The sequence below is a fragment of the Burkholderia sp. MSMB1835 genome, from assembly GCF_001526365.1.
Lineage (GTDB): Bacteria > Pseudomonadota > Gammaproteobacteria > Burkholderiales > Burkholderiaceae > Burkholderia.
In genome coordinates this window covers 111,567-128,501 of sequence record NZ_LOYP01000052.1, presented here as the reverse complement: position 1 = coordinate 128,501, position 16,935 = coordinate 111,567, and the positions used below count along the sequence as shown (strand labels likewise).

The window sequence follows — 16,935 nt, the reverse complement described above, 5'->3', positions numbered from 1 at the left end:
AGGAGCCACCGACATGAAAGATTTCGCCAACAAGGTCGCCGCGATCACGGGCGCCGGCTCGGGCATGGGCCGCGCGCTCGCGATCCAGCTCGCGCAGGCCGGCTGCCACGTGTCGCTCGCCGACAAGAACGGCGTCGGCCTCGCCGAAACCGAACGGATCGTCCGCGCGATCGCGCCGAACGTGCGCGTGTCGACGCGCGTGCTCGACGTCGGCGATCGCGACGCGATGTTCGCGTGGGCCGACGACACCGCGAAGGAGCACGGCAAGGTCAACCTGATCTTCAACAATGCGGGCGTCGCGCTGTCGAGCACGATCGAAGGCATGGACTACGGCGATCTCGAGTGGATCGTGAACATCAACTTCTGGGGCGTCGTGCACGGCACGAAGGCGTTCCTGCCGCACCTGAAGGCATCGGGCGACGGCCACGTGATCAATACGTCGAGCATCTTCGGGATCTTCGCGCAGCCGGGCATGAGCGGCTACAACGCGACCAAGTTCGCGGTGCGCGGCTTCACCGAATCGCTGCGCCAGGAGCTCGACATGATGAAGTGCGGCGTGTCGGCCACCTGCGTGCATCCGGGCGGCATCCGCACGAACATCGCGCAGTCGAGCCGCGTCGCGAAGAACATGGTCGGCTTCATCGTCGAGAGCGAACAGCAAGGCAAGGACAGCTTCGAGAAGTTCTTCATCACGACCGCCGACGACGCCGCGCGCACGATCCTCGCCGGCGTGCGCAAGAACAAGCGCCGCGTGCTGATCGGCCGCGACGCGAAGGGCGCCGACTGGATGGCGCGCATCCTGCCGGCCGCCTACCAGGCGCTCGTCGTGCTCGCGACGCGCCGCGAGGCCGCGAAGGCCCGCCGCCATGCCGCACGCGGCACGCCGGCGCCCGTGCACGCCACCTACAACAATGCAGGCAACCAGGGAGAACAATCATGACGACACCGAACATGATGCCCGTGCGGCGCGACATCCGTTTCGCGCTGCCGCCCGAACGCGCGAAGGACTGGCATGTGCAGGGCGTGCCGGTCACGCACTTCATGAACGCGCTGTCGCTGCTGTTCCCGGCCGGCGAACGCTTCTTCATGGATTCGGTGCGCCACTACCGCGACCGGATCGAGGATCCCGAGCTGAAGAAGCAGGTGCTCGGCTTCATCGGGCAGGAAGCGATGCACACGCGCGAGCACATCGAGTACAACGACCTGCTGCAGGCGTCCGGCCTGCCCGCGCACAAGCTCGACAAGCGCCTGTGGACGATCCTCGGCTGGTTCAAGAAGGTGCTGCCGCACTCGATGCAGCTGGCGATCACGATCGCGCTCGAGCACTACACGGCGATCCTCGCGAACCAGTTGCTGTCGGGCCACGAGCACCGGATCGACGGCTCGGTCGAAGGCTACCAGCAGATGTGGATGTGGCACGCGATGGAGGAAACCGAGCACAAGGCGGTGTCCTACGACGTGTGGCGCACCGTGATGAAGCCGGGCCTCGGCAGCTATCTGCTGCGCACCGGCACGATGCTGACGACGACCGTATTCTTCTGGGCCATCGTGTTCGACTTCCACGTGCGGCTGATGCGCGCCCATCGCCGCGAACACGGCAAGTTCGGCGGCATGTGGCGCCTCGTGAAGTATCTGTACAGCCCGAAGAACGGCGTGTTCCCGAGCATCGCGCGCGAATGGCTCGACTACTTCCGCCCGGGCTTCCACCCGTGGGATCACGACAACCATCAGTACTTGCAGGAGCTCGACACGCTGCTCGAGAACATCGACGCGACCAACGCGCGCTATGCGGCGCAGGCCGCCCCGCGCCGCGTGCCGCTGCATTCGGTGGCGCAGGCATGACGCCATGGCGCGCGCTCACGAGATGCTGACCGTCCGGTCCGGCGACGTGAAACTCGCCGTCTACGTAAGCGGCTCGCGTCGCGCGCCGCCGCTGATCCTCGTGCATGGCTATCCCGACTCGGCGGCCGTGTGGGCGCCGATTCGCGCGCGGCTCGCGAAACGCTACCGCGTGATCGCATACGACGTGCGCGGCGCCGGTGCATCGGATGCGCCGCGCCGCCGTGCCGACTACACGCTCGAACGGCTCGCCGGCGACCTGAAGGCAGTGGCCGATGCGACCTGCGGCGGCCGGCCGTTCCACCTGGTCGGCCACGACTGGGGTTCGATCCAGTGCTGGGAAGCCGTGACCGATCCCGCGTTCCGCGGCCGCATCGCGTCGTACACGTCGATCTCGGGCCCATGCCTCGATCACGTGTTCCGCGCGAAGATGCGCGTCAAGCAGAGCCTGAAGTCGTGGTACATCGCGTTCTTCCACCTGCCGCTCGTACCGTCGCTGGTGTGGCGGCTCGGCGGTGCGGCGCTGTGGCCGCACTGGCTCCAGCTCACCGAACGCGTGCGCGCCGAGCGCGATCCCGTGCAACTGAAGAACGCGCTGAACGGGATGCAGATGTACCGCGCGAATTTTCTCGCGCGAGCCCGCAGGCCGCGTGAACGGTACGCGCAGGCGCCGGTGCAGATCCTGGTGCCGATGCGCGACCGCTACGTGACGCCCGAGATGTCGGTCGATCTCGATCGCTGGCTCGGCGACCACGTGCGTGAGGAAATCGACGGCACGCACTGGATCGTGCTGCGTCACCCGGACATGATCGCATCGCGGATCGACCGCTTCGCGTCCGCGCAGGAGCGGCCGGCGGCGACGAACGCCGCGGTTCAGCGCGCCGTCGGCGGCGCCGGCAGGCGTCTGAACAGCGTCTCGTAATCGACGACGAGCCCGTCGTCGTCGATGTCCATCTCCGCGGTGAAATTCCGGAAGATCCCTTCGTAGCGATAGCGGCGGCCCGGCTCGATGCACGCATAAGCCTGCTTGACCGGCTTGACGGTCAGGTCCGGCGTCGAGATGTACGCGACGTCGATCGGCCGCCGCTCGCCGCGCGCGAGCCCGAGGCGGCCGATCGGCAGCGAATTCGTGAACGGCGTCGCCGCGATGTCGATGTCGATGCAACCCTCCAGTTCCGGCAGTGCGCGGCCTGAACCGTCGCGCCAATGCCCGGCCCCGTCGCCGTGCAATTCGAGCGTGCCGCCGCCCATCACCTTGAGCACCGCGTAAGTCACGCGCCATTGCGCATCGCATTCGACGCGATACGCGAGCCCATACGCGCGACCGTACCGCTGGCCGACCACCGCGCTTTCGACGACGATCGCGCCGCCGCGCCGCTCGAACGTCAGATGTTCGACCCCGTCGCCTTCGAGCGACGCCCATCGCACTTCACGCATCGTTCCGCCTCCCGGTTTCCCATTGCGAGGCATCGTCGCACAAATCCCGACTATCCAGAATTCCCTATTCCGGTGCATGGGATTGTGTCCTATGCTCGCGGCTCATCCTGTTCCGCCGTCATCATGCCTACCGCCCGCCCTGCCTCGCCGCCGATCGACCCGCGCATGCTGCTGCGCGGCATCGGGCAGGTCGTGCTGCAGGCGAACGCGCTCACCGGCACGCTGCTGCTGGCCGCGCTGGCGCTGACCGACCTGCGGCTCGCGTGCACGGCGCTGGTCGGCTCGGCCGCCGCCAGCATGACGGCCGTGTTGACGGGCGCCGAACGCCGCGACGTCGAACAGGGGCTGCATGGCTTCAACGGCGCGCTGGCCGCGCTGATCGCCGTGCTGTTCGCGCCCCATCCACTCGCCGCCGTCGCGCTGGTGCCGCTGGCGGCGATCGGCGCGGCGCTCGTGCAACGCGCGATGCGGGTGTCGCTCGCCCGCTGGCGCCAATGCCCGTATTCGAGCCCGTGCCTGGCCGTCACCGCGCTGTGGTTCCCGTTTGTCGCATTGCAGCATGCGGATGGCGTAGCCGCCGGCCCGCTGCTGACGCCGGTTTCCATCACCGACGCGCTGCTGTCGGGTGTCGCCCAGACGACCTTCGCGCACGGCGCATGGGCCGGCGTGCTGGTCGTGGCCGGCCTCGCCGTCGCATCCCGCCGCGCGGCCGCGTTCGCGCTTGGCGGCGCGGCCGTGTCGACCGTGCTGCTGGTCGCGCTCGGCGCAAGCGGCGCGTCGTTCGCCGGCGGCCTGCTCGGCTTCAACGGCGCGCTCGCCGCCCTTGCGCTGATGTCGCGCGGGCCGCGTGCGGCGTTCGCGGCCGCCGCACTCGCCGCGCTCATTCAATGGCTCGCGATGCGCACGGGCATCCCCATGTTCACGGCCCCGTTCGCGCTCGCGTCGTGGGCGACCGTAGCCGTCGCGCGCCGCCTCACCCTCGGAGAACCCGATGTCGTTCGCACACCGTCCTGATGCCGTGAAGCCCGGCGGCCCGATCTCGGACGCCGAGCGCCGGCTGCGCGTCGACCTCGCCGCCGCGTACCGCCTCGTCGCGCTGAACGGCTGGGACGACCTGATCTACACGCATCTGTCCGCGACCGTGCCCGGCGAGCCCGGCCACTTCCTGATCAACCCGTTCGGCCTCACGTTCGACGAAGTTCGCGCATCGAACCTCGTGAAGATCGACCTGGCCGGCCGGCGGATCGGCGACGGCGAGCACGCCGTCAACGTGACCGGCTTCGCGCTGCATGCGGCCGTGCACGCCGCGCGCGCCGACGCCGTCTGCGTGATGCATCTGCACAATACGGCCGGCATCGCCGTGTCGATCCAGCGCGACGGGCTGCTGCCGGCGTCGCAGCATGCGTTGCGTTTTCATGGCGATCTCGCGTACCACGACTACGAAGCACTCGCGTTCTCGCCGGCCGAAGGCATGCGGCTGACCGCGAGCCTCGGCGCGAAATCCGCGATGCTGCTGCGCAATCACGGCACGCTGACGGTCGGCCGGACCGTCGCCGAGGCCTATGTGCTGATGGATACGCTGATCAAGGCGTGCGACATCCAGGTGCGCGCGCAGGCCGGCGGCGGGCCGCTCGTGCTGCCGGAGCCGGCCGTCGCCGAGCGCACCGCCGAACAACTGCGCGACGGCGGCGCGATCGAAGGCGAACTGGAATGGCCGGCGCTGCTGCGCCGACTCGACCGGATCGATCCGTCGTATCGCGACTGACGTTGCCTGCGCACCCGACCGAATCGTTCGTCGTCAATCGTTCAATCCCAACCGGAGCATCTGTCATGCCGACTTTCAATATCCAGCTCTTCGAAGGCCGCACCGTCGACCAGAAGCGCGCATTCGTCGAAGCAATCACGCGCGTCACGTGCGAAACGCTCGGCTGCGCGCCGGGCTCGGTCGATATCATCCTGACCGACGTGAAGAAGGAGAACTGGGCGACGGCCGGGCAGCTGTGGAGCGACGAGGGCTGAGCGCCGAGGGCAGCGTCGCTTCGGCGCCGCCCGCTCTGCGCTGAACGTTGCATCACGGGATGCCCGCGACGGGCACTGCATGCGGGCGCCTCACACCCGCCTCCGTTGTGCACCCGCACATCGCTTTGTCACGCAATCGGCGCATAATGCCGGACAGACGCAGCAGCCAATGGCCACCCGACGGAGACCGCCATGGAAGCGAAGAACGAGGAAGTCGTCGCACACCTGCTCTCCGACGTCGTCGAATTCGCGCGCGCTCGGCTGCCCGAAGCCACGTTCCGGATCGTCGAGCCTTTCCTGCGTCACTACTACGATTTCGTCGACGCCGACGATCTGCAGAATCGCAGCATCGCCGACCTGTACGGCGCCGCGATGGCGCACTGGCAAACCGCCCAAAAGTTCGTGCCCGGCAGCGAACGCCTGCGCGTGTACAACCCGATCCTCGAACAGCACGGCTGGCATTCCGACCACACGGTGATCGAGATCGTCAACGACGACATGCCGTTCCTCGTCGATTCGGTGACGATGGCCGTCAACCGTCTCGGGCTCGCGCTGCATTCGGCGCTGCATCCGGTGTTCCGCATCTGGCGCGGCGCCGGCGGCGGCATCGAGCGGGTCGACGCGGGCGGCGCGACCTCCAGCGACGGCCAGTCGCAACTCGCGTCGTTCATCCATTTCGAAGTCGACCGCTGCGGCGACGCCGCGTTGCTCGACACGCTGCGCGACGACATCGCGCGCGTGCTCGGCGACGTGCGCGCGTCGGTCGAGGATTGGCCGAAGATCGTCGACATCGCCCGCGCGACGATCAAGGAGATGAAGGCGCGCGAATCGACCGCGGAGGACATCGAGGCGCGCGCGTTCCTCGAATGGATGGCCGCCGATCACTTCACGTTCCTCGGTCAGCGCGACTACGCGCTCGTATCCGACGGCACGGGCTTCGGCCTGCGCGGCATCGAGGGCTCGGGCTTCGGCATCCTACGCGAATCGCTGCGCACGTCCGATGCGCCCGACGTGACGCCGCTGCCGCAGGCCGCCGCCGACATCATCACCGGCGCGTGGCCGATCTTCCTGACCAAGGCGAATTCGCGCGCGACCGTGCACCGCCCCGGCTATCTCGACTACGTCGGCGTGAAACTCGTCGGCGCCGACGGCAAGGTCGCCGGCGAGCGCCGCTTCATCGGGCTCTACACGTCGACCGCATACATGGTGTCGACCGCCGAGATCCCGATCGTGCGCCGCAAGTGCGCGAACATCCTGCGGCGCGCGGGCTTCTTGCCGAAAGGGCATCTCGGCAAGTCGCTCGTGACGGTGCTCGAAACCTATCCGCGCGACGAACTGTTCCAGGCCGACGAAGACCAGCTCTACGACATCGCGCTCGGCATCCTGCGCCTGCAGGAACACCAGCGTACGCGCCTGTTCGTGCGCCGCGACCGCTTCGACCGCTTCGTGTCCTGCCTCGTGTTCGTGCCGCGCGACAAGTACAACACCGACCTGCGCCGGCGCATCGCGAAGCTGCTCGTCGATGCGTACAACGGCGTGAACGTCGAATTCACGCCGCTGCTGTCGGAATCGGCGATCGCGCGGATTCATTTCGTCGTGCATGCCGAACCGGGCACGATGCCCGACGTCGACACGCGCGAGCTCGAAACGCGGCTCGTGCAGGTCACGCGCCGCTGGCAGGACGATCTCGCCGACGCGCTGCTCGACGCCTTCGGCGAAGAGCAAGGCAACCGTCTGCTGCAGCGCTACGCGGAATCGTTCCCGGCCGGCTATCGCGACGACTATCCGGCGCGCACGGCCGTGCGCGACATCGAGCTGATCGAGCGCGTGAAGGATTCGGGGCAGCTCGCGATGAACCTGTACCGGCCGATCGAGGCCGAGCCGCGCGCGTTCCGCTTCAAGGTGTATCGCGCGGGCGACCCGATCGCGCTGTCGCGCAGCCTGCCGATGCTCGAACACCTCGGCGTGCGCGTCGACGAGGAGCGGCCGTACCGGATCCAGACGCAGGACGCCGCGCATGCGTGGGTACACGATTTCGGGCTGGAGCTCGCCGACGACACCGAATTCGACATCGAGCGCGTGAAAGGCCTGTTCGAGGATGCATTCGACCGGATCTGGAGCGGCCGGATCGAGAACGACGACTTCAACCGTCTCGTGCTGCGCGCGCACCTGAGCGCACGCGAAGTGACGATCCTGCGCGCGTATGCGAAATACCTGCGACAGGTCGGCTCGACCTTCAGCGACGCCTATATCGAACGCGCGCTGACCGGCAATCCGGCGATCGCGCGGCAACTCGTCGAGCTGTTCCTGCTGCGCTTCGATCCGCACATCGGCAACACGCGCGACGTGCAGGCCGAGCGGCTGCTGAAGGCGATCGAAGGCGCGCTCGACCAGGTGCCGAACCTCGACGAGGACCGCATCCTGCGCCAGTTCCTCGGCGTGATCAACGCGACCGAGCGCACGAACTACTTCCTCGCCGACGCGAACGGCGAATCGAAGCCGTACCTGTCGTTCAAGTTCGATCCGGCGAAGGTGCCCGGCCTGCCCGAACCGAAGCCGATGTTCGAGATCTGGGTGTATTCGCCGCGTGTCGAGGGCGTGCACCTGCGCGGCGGGCGCGTCGCGCGCGGCGGCCTGCGCTGGTCGGATCGCCGCGAGGATTTCCGTACCGAGGTGCTCGGGCTGATGAAAGCGCAGATGGTGAAGAACGTCGTGATCGTGCCGGTCGGCTCGAAAGGCGGCTTCGTCGTGAAGAACCCGCCGCCGCCGAGCGATCGCGAAGCATGGATGCGCGAAGGCGTCGCGTGCTACCAGACGTTCCTGCGCGGGCTGCTCGACCTCACCGACAACCTCGCCGGCAACGCGATCGTGCCACCGCCCGACGTCGTGCGCCACGACCCCGACGATCCGTACCTGGTCGTCGCCGCCGACAAGGGCACGGCCACCTTCTCCGACTATGCGAACGCGATCTCGCACGAATACGGCTTCTGGCTCGACGACGCGTTCGCGTCCGGCGGCTCGGTCGGCTACGACCACAAGAAGATGGCGATCACCGCGCGCGGCGCGTGGGAATCGGTGAAGCGGCACTTCCGCGAAATGGGCGTCGACACGCAGACCACCGACTTCACCGTGGTCGGCATCGGCGACATGTCGGGCGACGTGTTCGGCAACGGGATGCTGCTGTCGCCGCATATCCGGCTCGTCGCCGCGTTCGATCACCGGCACGTGTTCCTCGACCCGAACCCCGACCCGGCGACGAGCTTCGCGGAGCGCCAGCGCATGTTCGCGCTCGAACGCTCGAGCTGGGCCGACTACGACGCGGCCGCGATTTCGCCGGGCGGCGGCGTGTATCCGCGCACCGCGAAGACGATCCCGCTGTCGCCGGCCGTGCAGGCCGCGCTCGGCATCGACGCGCACGCGCTGCCGCCGACCGAGCTGATCCGCGCGATCCTGCAGGCGCCGGTCGACCTGCTGTACAACGGCGGCATCGGCACCTACGTGAAGGCGACGCGCGAAACCCATGCGCAGGTCGGCGACCGCGCGAACGATGCGGTGCGCGTGAATGGCGCGGACCTGCGCTGCAAGGTCGTCGGCGAAGGCGGCAATCTCGGCTGCACGCAGTTCGGCCGCATCGAGTTCGCGCAGCGCGGCGGCCGCATCAACACCGATGCGATCGACAACTCGGCCGGCGTCGATTGTTCGGACCACGAAGTCAACATCAAGATCCTGCTCGGGCTCGTCGTGTCCGACGGCGAGATGACCGAGAAGCAGCGCAATGCGCTGCTCGCCGAGATGACCGACGAAGTCGGGCTGCTCGTGCTGCGCGACAACTACTACCAGACGCAGGCGCTGTCGATCGCGGGCCGCCATGCGGTCGAACTGCTCGACGCCGAGGCCCGCCTGATGCGCTGGCTCGAACGCGCGGGCCGCCTGAACCGCGTGATCGAATTCCTGCCGACCGACGACGAAGTCGCCGAGCGGCAGGCCGCGAAGCTCGGCCTCACGTCGCCGGAACGCGCGGTGCTGCTTGCGTACAGCAAGATGTGGCTCTACGACGCGCTGCTCGAATCCGACGTGCCGGAGGATCCGCTGGTGGCCGCGATGCTCGTCGACTATTTTCCGAAGCCGCTGCAACAGCGCTTCAGCGAGCCGATGCGCCGCCATCCGCTGCGCCGTGAAATTCTCGCGACGCACCTGACCAACGCGCTCGTGAACCGCGTCGGCTGCGCATTCGTGCACCGGCTGATGGAGGAAACCGACGCGAAGCCCGGCGACATCGTCCGCGCGTGCCTCATGGCGCGCGACGTGTTCGACCTCGACGCGGTATGGCGCGACATCGACGCGCTCGACAACCGCGTCGCCGACGACGTGCAGGCGCGCATGTTCGTCGACGTCGCGCGGCTGCTGGAGCGCGCGGCGCTGTGGTTCCTGCGGCACCTGCAGTCGGGGGCGGTGGCCGACGGCGGCGTCGCCGGATTGATCGCGCGCTGCCGCGACGCGGTGCAGCGCATCGCACCGCAACTGCCGTCGCTGCTGCCGGCCGACGATCTCGATGCGCTGTCCGAGCGGCAGCGCGTGCTGGTCGATGCCGGCGTCGACGCCGCGCTTGCCGGGCGCGTCGCGAGCGGCGACATCTCGGCCGCGCTGCTCGACATCGCCGAAGTGGCCGCGACCTGCAACCGCAGCCTCGAACTGGTCGCGGGCGTCTATTTCTCGCTCGGCACGCTGCTCAACTACGGGTGGATCGGCGAACGCGCGGCGACGCTGCCGACGCCGACGCATTGGGACATGCTCGCGCGCGCGGCCGCACTCGCGGAAGTCGCGCGGCTCAAGCGCACGCTCGCGACCAGCGCGCTCGCGGAATCGCCGGATTCGACCACGCCGGACACGATCGTCGGCGCGTGGCGCGCGCGCCGCGAGGCCGCGCTCGCGCGCTACGAGCACCTGCTCGCCGATCTGCGCGCGTCGGGCGGCGCGAGCCTCGCGGTGCTGCTCGTGGTCGTGCGCGAGATGGCGGTGCTCGAACGCGCGTGAAGCTCGCACGCGCGGCACGCGGCGGTCACACCGTCGCGACGAGCAGTTCCTCTGCGCGATTCGGCGGGCGCAGCCCGTCGGTACGATCGGCGAAATAGCGGCGCGTGATATCCGCCGCCGACACGTGTTCGGCCCGCGTGAAGCCGGCTTGCGTCGCGAGCGCGCAAATCTGCGCCGGCGTGAAGAAGCTGATGAACGGCGTGCCGCTCTCGCGCGCGCCCTTGGCGGCCATTTCGAGACCCGGGCGCACGTCCGGATCGGCATTTTCCAGCGGCAACAGGAAGGTCATCGCGAACGTCGAACCCGGCGCGAGCGACGCGACTTCGCTCAGCGCGGCCGCATTCGCTTCGCGCGTCAGGTACATGCTGACGCCGGTGGACACCACGACCGCCGGTTTGTCCGCATCGAAGCCCGCCCGCACGAGCGCGTCGCGCCACGACTGCTTCGCTTCGAAATCGACCGGCACGAAGCGCAGCCGGTCCGGCACGCCGAAGCCGAGTTCGGTCAGGCGCCGGCGTTTCCACGCCTGAGGCGCGGGCGGATCGACCTCGAAGACGGTCAGTCGCGACGCCATCTCGGGCCGGCGCTGCACGAAACTGTCGAGGCCCGCGCCCAGGATCACGTACTGGTTCACGCCCCGCGCGGCCTCGTCGACGACGAGATCCTCGATGAAGCGCGCCCGCGCGACGATCGATGCACGAAACGGCCGCGTGAAGCGCTGATCCATGTCGCCGCGCTGCTGCCAGCCGGGCGGCGGCGCGAGCAGACGCAGGCCGACTTCATCGGCGAGCACGTGCGGCGGCTCGTCGAGTTCGACGTGCAACGCGCGCCACAGCGCGACGCGCTCGGCGGTGCTGTCGGGCCCATCCTGATGGCGGTCGGTCATCGTCATCCCCTCATGCACCGGGCTTGCCCGGCGCCTGCAGGCGCCACACGCGGCCATCGGGATCGCGCACGGTCATGTCGCGCGTGCCCCAGTGCGTGTCCTCGAACGGCGTGACGACGTCGACGATCGGCTGCGGCTGCACGGCCTGCTCGTCGGCGACCTTGAGTACGACCTGCATGTCGGGCGTCTCGCTCGCCGGCACTTCGGCGATGAACAGGAACGGGCCGTCGCCGCTGCGCAACTGGCCTGACTGATGATCGGTTTCGAACTCCAGCGTGAAGCCCAGCGCCTGGAAAAACTTCGCCGACTTGCCCCAGTTGTGCGTGGTCAGATACACGGCTTCGATTCGCTCGGATGACATGTCACTCCTCCTTGTTGGATGACCTGGCCCCCGGTCGCGGAGCGGCCAGATATGCACGCAATGCGTCGGCCACCAGCGCGGACAGCGACTGCTCCGTTTCGATGGCGCGATGCTTGACCTGCCGGATCAGACTCAGCGGCAAGTACACGTTGAATTGCTTCACTTCTTCGTCGGTCATGGTTGCTAGTATGCTAGCAAACTAGCAAAAGTCAACCGACGGCGGCGGCGAAAGGGCCGCGGGGGCCGCCGTCGGATATCGGCCGGCCGCGTTACTTCGCGCTGCGCGCCGCGAGCCGCGCGAACAGCGCGTCGAGATCGAATCCCGCCGTATCGATGCCGATCGTGTCGCGCAGGCACGCCGCCCAGTCGGCGGCATCGTCGAACGTGACGGTGCGCCCGGCTCCCGCCGCGTCGCGCAGCGTCAGCACGGTGTTGAGCAACGCCGCACGGCCATCCGGCAGCACACGGCACGCGATCAGGTCGTTCACGAAGATCGATTCGGGATACGTCGACGTAAACCAGTTCGCGGCTTCGTAATCGATCCACTCGGCCGGCTTCAGCGAGAAGCGGTAGGTCGTCTGCCAGCCGTCGGGGATCTCGAACTGCATGTCGAATTCGCCATCGACCGGCGCATCGATCACGCGAAACGCGCCGTGCGGCGTCAGTTGCCGCTCGCCCGGCGCGAACCGCAGCGGCGCGGTCAGCGTCGCGCTGCCGAAGCCGATGTCCGCGAGCCACGTCGCGCCGTCGAGATCGATGCGCAGCAGCATGTGCGTCTGCGCGGTGACGATCTCGGGCGGCCGCATCCAGCGCACGCGTGCGATCAGCGGCGTCACGCGAAAACCGATCGTCGTGAGCGCGGTGTAGAACAGCTTGTTGAGTTCGAAGCAGTAGCCGCCGCGCCGGCGTTCGATCACCTTGTCGACGAGCGCGGGCAGGTCGAGCGCGACCCGCGCGCCGGTCAGCGGATTGAGGTTTTCGAACGGAATCGCCTGAGGATGCAGCAGATGCAGCCGGCGCAGTACGTCCAGCGTCGGTTCGGTCGGGCCGTCGTAGCCGATGCGGGAGAAATAGCGCGAGAGGTCGAACGAGTCAGTCATGAGAACCGGCACCGATGAAGGAACACGCCACGATAGCATCGCGCGAAATCCCCATGTTGTGCGGGGCCATGGTTCGTCGCCGGCGCGCACGATGCCGGCCACCGCATCGCGCACGCCTGCCCGCGGCGTTACGGCAGCAGCTTCAGCGCGGACGACGCGACCGACGGCACCGAAATGCCCTGGCTCGTCGCGAACTGCACGGCCTGGCCGAGCGTCGCGGCAAGCGACTGCAACTGGCCCGGCGCGCTTTGCGCAATATACGTCGCGGCCTGCATGTTCTGCGGATTCAGGCCCGATTGCAGCAGCGACGCCGCGCTCGTCGAGCCGAGATTGCCGAGCCCCGACTGCAGTTGCGAATACTGCGTGAGGCCCTGCCCCAGCGACGCGAGGCCGTTGCTGAACGCCTGCTTGTCGATCGGGCCGTGCGTGGCGCCGCCGCTCGCGAATGCCTGGCCGAGCGCCTGCGACACCGATTGCTGCGCGCCGCCCATCTGCGACAGCGTGGCCGGCGACAGCGCATCGCCGCCGGACAGCTGGCTCGCGGCCTGCTGCGCTTGCCCGGCCGCCCCCGTCAGCCCCATCGCCGACGCGAGCGACGACTGGCCGTTCAGCACCTGCTGGTTCGCACCGACATAGGCCTGCAGCAACTGAGCGACACCGCCCTGCGCAGGCGCCGCCTGCTGCTGCCCGCCGCCGAGCAGCGACGCGCCGATCGACTGCAGGTCGAGCTGCGCGTGCGCGGCGCCGCTCACCAGGATGCCGAACGCGATGCCTGCCGAGGCCAGATGCCGGCCCGTCGCGCGAATGTGCTTCATGTGTTTCCCTCGTGCCGAATTGTCGAGGCGATATTGTCGAAGCGCGTCGCGCGCCGCCGCAACGACTGAAACACATCGAAACGAAATCGGGCCGCGCCGCCGCTTGCAATTCGGCGGCCGACAGACCCCGTCGCGCACATTCCCGTGCGGTTGCCGCGCGATGCCGCGCACGTCCCGCGATTCTTTCTCCGGTTGCGTCAATGGATGCCGGCTCCGGCCTGCGCCGGCGACGCGACGCAATGCATTCGCCACGCGCTTCGCGTCGAGCGATGCAAACGAAACGGGCAGCCTGCTGCCGCCCGTCGTCGTCCGTCGCCGCCCGTTTCGTCGTCCGTTTCGTCGCCCGTTTCGTCGCCCGTTTCGCCGCCCGGCTTACCGGCTGCCTGCCGGCCGCGGTATTACGCTGCCATCCACGCCGGCACTCGCCGGGCCACCCAGTCGGCCGCCTGCTCGTAGCCGCGCGCAAGCTGCAGCACGGCGAGATCGGCGCGCGGACGACCGATCAGTTGCATCCCCATCGGCAAGCCCGCGTCGTTGAAACCGACCGGCACGTTGATCACCGGGCAGCCGGCCAACGTCCACGGCACGACCGTTTCCATCCAGCGGTGATAGGTGTCCATCGCGCGGCCCGCGATCTCCTTCGGCCAGCGCTGGTCGACGTCGAACGGGAAGACCTGCGCGGTCGGCGCCGCGATGAAGTCGTAACGGTCGAAGAAGCTCAGCACCGCCTGATGCCACGCGGTCCGTTCGACACTCGCGTCGAACACCGCCGCGCCCTGCATCGCGAGCAGCCCCTCGACCTCGTAGATCGCCTCGGGCTTCAGCAGCGCGCGGCGCGCCGGGTCGCGATAGTGCGCGAGCAGCCCGCCGCCCGACAACAGGTGCCGGTGCGCGAGCCACAGGCGCCAGATCCGGTCGGGCGCGAACGCCGGCAGCGCCGCATCGACGTCGCAGCCGATCTCACGCAGCGTCGCCAGCCCATGCTCGCACTGCGCGAGCACGCCGGCCTCGGTCGCGAGATAGCCGTTCCAGTCGCCGACCCACGCGACGCGCTTGCCGCGCAGATCCGCGTCGAGCGGCTGCGCGAACGCCGCCGGATCGTCCGCGAGCGACAGCGGATCGTTGCGATCGTAGCCGGCCTGGATCGCGAGCAGTTGCGCGACGTCGCCGACCGTGCGGCCCATCGGCCCTTCGATGCCGAGCTGCTGCATGAACACGTCGACGCCCGGCCAACGCGGCACGCGGCCCTGCGACGGACGGAAGCCGTAGATGTTGCAGAACGCCGCCGGATTACGCAGCGAACCGCCGAAATCGCTGCCGTCCGCCACCGGCAGCATCCGCGACGCGAGCGCCGCCGCCGTGCCGCCGCTGCTGCCGCCCGCGCTCCTGGTCAGGTCGTACGGGTTGCGCGTCGCGCCGTAGACTTCGTTGAACGTGTGCGAACCGAGCCCGAACTCGGGCGTATTGGTCTTGCCGATGAAGATCGCGCCGGCCGCGCGCATCCGCGCGACGCCGACGGAGTCCGCCTGCGGCACGTTCTCGCGGAAGATCGGCGAACCGTAGGTCGTGCGCAGCCCCTTCGTCATCGCCAGATCCTTCGGCGCTTGCGGCATCCCGTGCAGCCAGCCGCGGTACTCGCCGCGCGCCAGCTCCGCGTCCTTTTCCGCGGCTTCCGCCAGCAGCGCATCGCGCTCGCGCAGCGCGACGATCGCGTTGACCGCGCCATTCACACGCTCGATGTGGTCGAGATACGCCCGCATCGTCTCGACGCACGAAACCGCCTTGCCGCGGATCGCCGACGCGAGCTCGCCGGCCGACAGGCGCACGATCGGATCGACGGAAATGGAAGCGGGAGCGAGAAACTGCGGGGCGCCGTGCGGCATGCGGGTCTCCTGTGAGGCGGTATCGGATGGCGCGCCGCCGGGCGGCGGCCGACGCTCTACTCTACGCGACGCGCCCCGGACGACCTTCGATATTTTGCGGCGCAATTCATTGCGGATCCGACTGAATCGCGCTCGCGGCGAGAGTCCGCACCGGCCGGCCGGGGCCGACGCTATCGCTCGCTGCCGTTTATGCGCATAAACTTAAATTTCTTATATTTTTAATTGGTGCGTCACGGGACTGCGTGCGTTAACGACATTTTTATGCGGCCGGCCGATCTCTTTAGATCGTTTCGTCCGGCCGCCCGCTACGCTGGAAGCACTTCGTTTCCGGGTTCATCGTCCATGCTCAAGCTGCTGGTTCCGGTCGGCCATTCGCCGCGCTCGCTTCAGGCCGTTCGGCACGCGACGTTTCTGTATCGCGAGCGCTGCGCGTCGGAGGTCGTGCTGATCAACGTGCAGGCACCGCTCGAATCGACGCGGCTCGAAGCCTATTACCCGCTGTCGCGGTTGCGCGCGATCGAGACACGATTCGCGACCGACGATCTCGCGATGGCCGAGCGGCTCCTGCGCGATGCGGACGTGAAATACAGCGTCGTGATGAAGGTCGGGCCGGTAGCCGATACGATCGCGGCCACGGCAGCCGAAACCGGGTGCGACGAGATCGTCGTGACCGTGCCGGGACGCGATCCGCTGCACGCGTTGATGTCGGTGTTTCGGCGCAGCGTGACGGCCCGGCTGTTGCGGATTTCGAATGTGCCGGTGACGGCGGTGCAATGACGGGAACGGCGCGTCACGCGTGCGCATCGTGCGCGCGCGGTCGCGCGGCGCTCACTCGATGACCTTGCGCCAGAACACGAAATAGGCGGCTGCCGAAGACGCCAGCAGCAGGATGGCCCACATCGGAGCAAGACTGATCAGGACGGATGAGACGTTCAACATTTGGATTCCTCACTATTTCGACAGCGATCTTCAACACCTGCCTGCTTGCCGGCCCCGACGCGTCGACCCGCGTCAGGTTCCGTCAAATCATGCATCCATGCTATCGCTTTGAACGGCCGTGCGACCGCCGCCGCCGGCCCGCACCCTGACATTCGTCAAACTCGCGCGCATTGCCCGCCCCTCGCACGGCGACGGAAAAACAGGACAGGATCGTCCTGCCTCGCCGCCGCTTTCAGCAGACGTTTACCGGGGGAAGCCCCAAGTGCTTCGTCGAACGTGTCCGCGTTACGCTTGAGCAACGAGGAGACGAACCATGAGACGAGCCGTACATATCGCCGTTTTCGCCCTGCTGGCCTATCTCATCGGCGATCGCGCGATCCTGCACGCGCAGGGCCGCGACGCCAGCCCGCTCGCGTGCGAGCAAGGCGCCGCGCAGGTGAGGGCCGATGCGCTCGGTCGCGGCTTCGGCGAAACCGCCGCCGGCAGCCAGAGCGAGGCCTTCATGTCGGGCTGCCTGGTGACGGGACGGAGCGACCAGGACGTCGCGATGGCCGCCCGCTGACGCGTATCATCCGGCGGCGAGCCGGCTACGCCCGACGTCGCGAGCACGGGCGTCGGTTCG

Annotated in this window: 16 protein-coding genes; 9 read left to right on the top strand and 7 right to left on the bottom strand. The window is 68.3% G+C overall.

Features of this window, described 5'->3' with window-relative positions; translation table 11 throughout:
- Positions 1-13 precede the first annotated feature (13 nt).
- The 3 genes from WS96_RS24680 to WS96_RS24670 are packed head-to-tail and all read left to right on the top strand — an operon-like array spanning position 14 to position 2,761.
- Positions 14-940 (top strand): SDR family NAD(P)-dependent oxidoreductase, encoded by a 927-nt coding sequence (locus tag WS96_RS24680; RefSeq protein WP_059836081.1) that lies wholly within the window; start codon positions 14-16, stop codon positions 938-940.
- Positions 937-1,842 carry a metal-dependent hydrolase gene (locus WS96_RS24675; RefSeq protein WP_059836080.1) on the top strand — a complete coding sequence of 302 codons (906 nt, stop codon included), beginning with the start codon at positions 937-939 and terminating at the stop codon, positions 1,840-1,842. Before WS96_RS24680 ends, WS96_RS24675 begins: the two co-directional genes overlap by 4 nt.
- A 4-nt stretch (positions 1,843-1,846) precedes the next feature.
- Positions 1,847-2,761 (top strand): alpha/beta fold hydrolase, encoded by a 915-nt coding sequence (locus tag WS96_RS24670; protein ID WP_059836077.1) that lies wholly within the window; start codon positions 1,847-1,849, stop codon positions 2,759-2,761.
- Here WS96_RS24670 and WS96_RS24665 read toward each other — a convergent pair.
- Positions 2,713-3,276 carry a putative glycolipid-binding domain-containing protein gene (locus tag WS96_RS24665; protein WP_059836076.1) on the bottom strand — a complete coding sequence of 188 codons (564 nt, stop codon included), beginning with the start codon at positions 3,274-3,276 and terminating at the stop codon, positions 2,713-2,715. The genes WS96_RS24670 and WS96_RS24665 overlap by 49 nt on opposite strands.
- A 123-nt stretch (positions 3,277-3,399) precedes the next feature.
- On the opposite strand from WS96_RS24665, the gene WS96_RS24660 reads away from it, so the two are divergent.
- The 4 genes from WS96_RS24660 (at position 3,400) to WS96_RS24645 (ending at position 10,329) form a co-directional block, all read left to right on the top strand.
- Positions 3,400-4,290 (top strand): urea transporter, encoded by an 891-nt coding sequence (locus tag WS96_RS24660; RefSeq protein ID WP_059836074.1) that lies wholly within the window; start codon positions 3,400-3,402, stop codon positions 4,288-4,290.
- A complete protein-coding gene (locus WS96_RS24655) occupies positions 4,268-5,041 on the top strand; it encodes a class II aldolase/adducin family protein (protein ID WP_059836072.1) in 774 nt (257 codons plus the stop codon). Before WS96_RS24660 ends, WS96_RS24655 begins: the two co-directional genes overlap by 23 nt.
- 65 nt (positions 5,042-5,106) lie before the next feature.
- On the top strand, positions 5,107-5,295 hold the full coding sequence (locus WS96_RS24650; protein ID WP_059836070.1) for a 4-oxalocrotonate tautomerase: 189 nt from the start codon (positions 5,107-5,109) through the stop codon (positions 5,293-5,295).
- A gap of 192 nt (positions 5,296-5,487) precedes the next feature.
- On the top strand, positions 5,488-10,329 hold the full coding sequence (locus tag WS96_RS24645; protein WP_059836068.1) for an NAD-glutamate dehydrogenase: 4,842 nt from the start codon (positions 5,488-5,490) through the stop codon (positions 10,327-10,329).
- A 25-nt stretch (positions 10,330-10,354) separates the two neighbouring features.
- Here the strand turns inward: WS96_RS24645 and WS96_RS24640 are convergent, their stop codons facing one another.
- From WS96_RS24640 to WS96_RS24615, 6 genes are all read right to left on the bottom strand, one after another.
- Positions 10,355-11,215: a class I SAM-dependent methyltransferase gene (locus WS96_RS24640; protein WP_059836477.1), complete on the bottom strand. Its 861-nt coding sequence runs from the start codon at positions 11,213-11,215 to the stop codon at positions 10,355-10,357.
- A gap of 10 nt (positions 11,216-11,225) precedes the next feature.
- Entirely contained in the window at positions 11,226-11,576 is a 351-nt protein-coding gene (locus WS96_RS24635; RefSeq protein ID WP_034204602.1) for a VOC family protein, read from the bottom strand.
- 1 nt (position 11,577) lies between these two features.
- Positions 11,578-11,754: a ribbon-helix-helix protein, CopG family gene (locus WS96_RS24630; RefSeq protein ID WP_059836066.1), complete on the bottom strand. Its 177-nt coding sequence runs from the start codon at positions 11,752-11,754 to the stop codon at positions 11,578-11,580.
- A 91-nt stretch (positions 11,755-11,845) separates the two neighbouring features.
- Positions 11,846-12,676, bottom strand: coding sequence for an arylamine N-acetyltransferase family protein (locus WS96_RS24625; RefSeq protein ID WP_059836064.1), 831 nt, complete (start codon positions 12,674-12,676; stop codon positions 11,846-11,848).
- A gap of 128 nt (positions 12,677-12,804) precedes the next feature.
- Positions 12,805-13,491: a hypothetical protein gene (locus WS96_RS24620; RefSeq protein ID WP_059836062.1), complete on the bottom strand. Its 687-nt coding sequence runs from the start codon at positions 13,489-13,491 to the stop codon at positions 12,805-12,807.
- A gap of 398 nt (positions 13,492-13,889) precedes the next feature.
- Positions 13,890-15,374: an amidase gene (locus tag WS96_RS24615; RefSeq protein WP_059836060.1), complete on the bottom strand. Its 1,485-nt coding sequence runs from the start codon at positions 15,372-15,374 to the stop codon at positions 13,890-13,892.
- A 342-nt stretch (positions 15,375-15,716) separates the two neighbouring features.
- Between WS96_RS24615 and WS96_RS24610 the strand changes: the two genes are divergently transcribed.
- Together WS96_RS24610 and WS96_RS24605 are read left to right on the top strand one after the other, a co-directional pair.
- The gene (locus WS96_RS24610) at positions 15,717-16,151 is read left to right on the top strand and encodes a universal stress protein (RefSeq protein ID WP_059836059.1); all 435 of its coding nucleotides are present in this window, start codon (positions 15,717-15,719) and stop codon (positions 16,149-16,151) included.
- 475 nt (positions 16,152-16,626) lie between these two features.
- A complete protein-coding gene (locus WS96_RS24605; protein WP_034204596.1) occupies positions 16,627-16,875 on the top strand; it encodes a hypothetical protein in 249 nt (82 codons plus the stop codon).
- The last annotated feature ends 60 nt before the right edge of the window (positions 16,876-16,935 follow it).

Bases quoted from the DNA above. Each gene is read 5' to 3' on its own strand.
- WS96_RS24605 (WP_034204596.1), top strand. From the start codon at position 16,627: ATGAGACGAGCCGTACATATCGCCGTTTTCGCCCTGCTGGCCTATCTC.
- WS96_RS24675 (WP_059836080.1), top strand. From the start codon at position 937: ATGACGACACCGAACATGATGCCCGTGCGGCGCGACATCCGTTTCGCG.
- WS96_RS24610 (WP_059836059.1), top strand. From the start codon at position 15,717: ATGCTCAAGCTGCTGGTTCCGGTCGGCCATTCGCCGCGCTCGCTTCAG.
- WS96_RS24655 (WP_059836072.1), top strand. From the start codon at position 4,268: ATGTCGTTCGCACACCGTCCTGATGCCGTGAAGCCCGGCGGCCCGATC.
- WS96_RS24680 (WP_059836081.1), top strand. From the start codon at position 14: ATGAAAGATTTCGCCAACAAGGTCGCCGCGATCACGGGCGCCGGCTCG.
- WS96_RS24625 (WP_059836064.1), bottom strand. From the start codon at position 12,676: ATGACTGACTCGTTCGACCTCTCGCGCTATTTCTCCCGCATCGGCTAC.
- WS96_RS24670 (WP_059836077.1), top strand. From the start codon at position 1,847: ATGGCGCGCGCTCACGAGATGCTGACCGTCCGGTCCGGCGACGTGAAA.
- WS96_RS24640 (WP_059836477.1), bottom strand. From the start codon at position 11,215: ATGACCGACCGCCATCAGGATGGGCCCGACAGCACCGCCGAGCGCGTC.
- WS96_RS24650 (WP_059836070.1), top strand. From the start codon at position 5,107: ATGCCGACTTTCAATATCCAGCTCTTCGAAGGCCGCACCGTCGACCAG.
- WS96_RS24620 (WP_059836062.1), bottom strand. From the start codon at position 13,491: ATGAAGCACATTCGCGCGACGGGCCGGCATCTGGCCTCGGCAGGCATC.
- WS96_RS24615 (WP_059836060.1), bottom strand. From the start codon at position 15,374: ATGCCGCACGGCGCCCCGCAGTTTCTCGCTCCCGCTTCCATTTCCGTC.
- WS96_RS24645 (WP_059836068.1), top strand. From the start codon at position 5,488: ATGGAAGCGAAGAACGAGGAAGTCGTCGCACACCTGCTCTCCGACGTC.
- WS96_RS24665 (WP_059836076.1), bottom strand. From the start codon at position 3,276: ATGCGTGAAGTGCGATGGGCGTCGCTCGAAGGCGACGGGGTCGAACAT.
- WS96_RS24635 (WP_034204602.1), bottom strand. From the start codon at position 11,576: ATGTCATCCGAGCGAATCGAAGCCGTGTATCTGACCACGCACAACTGG.
- WS96_RS24660 (WP_059836074.1), top strand. From the start codon at position 3,400: ATGCCTACCGCCCGCCCTGCCTCGCCGCCGATCGACCCGCGCATGCTG.
- WS96_RS24630 (WP_059836066.1), bottom strand. From the start codon at position 11,754: ATGACCGACGAAGAAGTGAAGCAATTCAACGTGTACTTGCCGCTGAGT.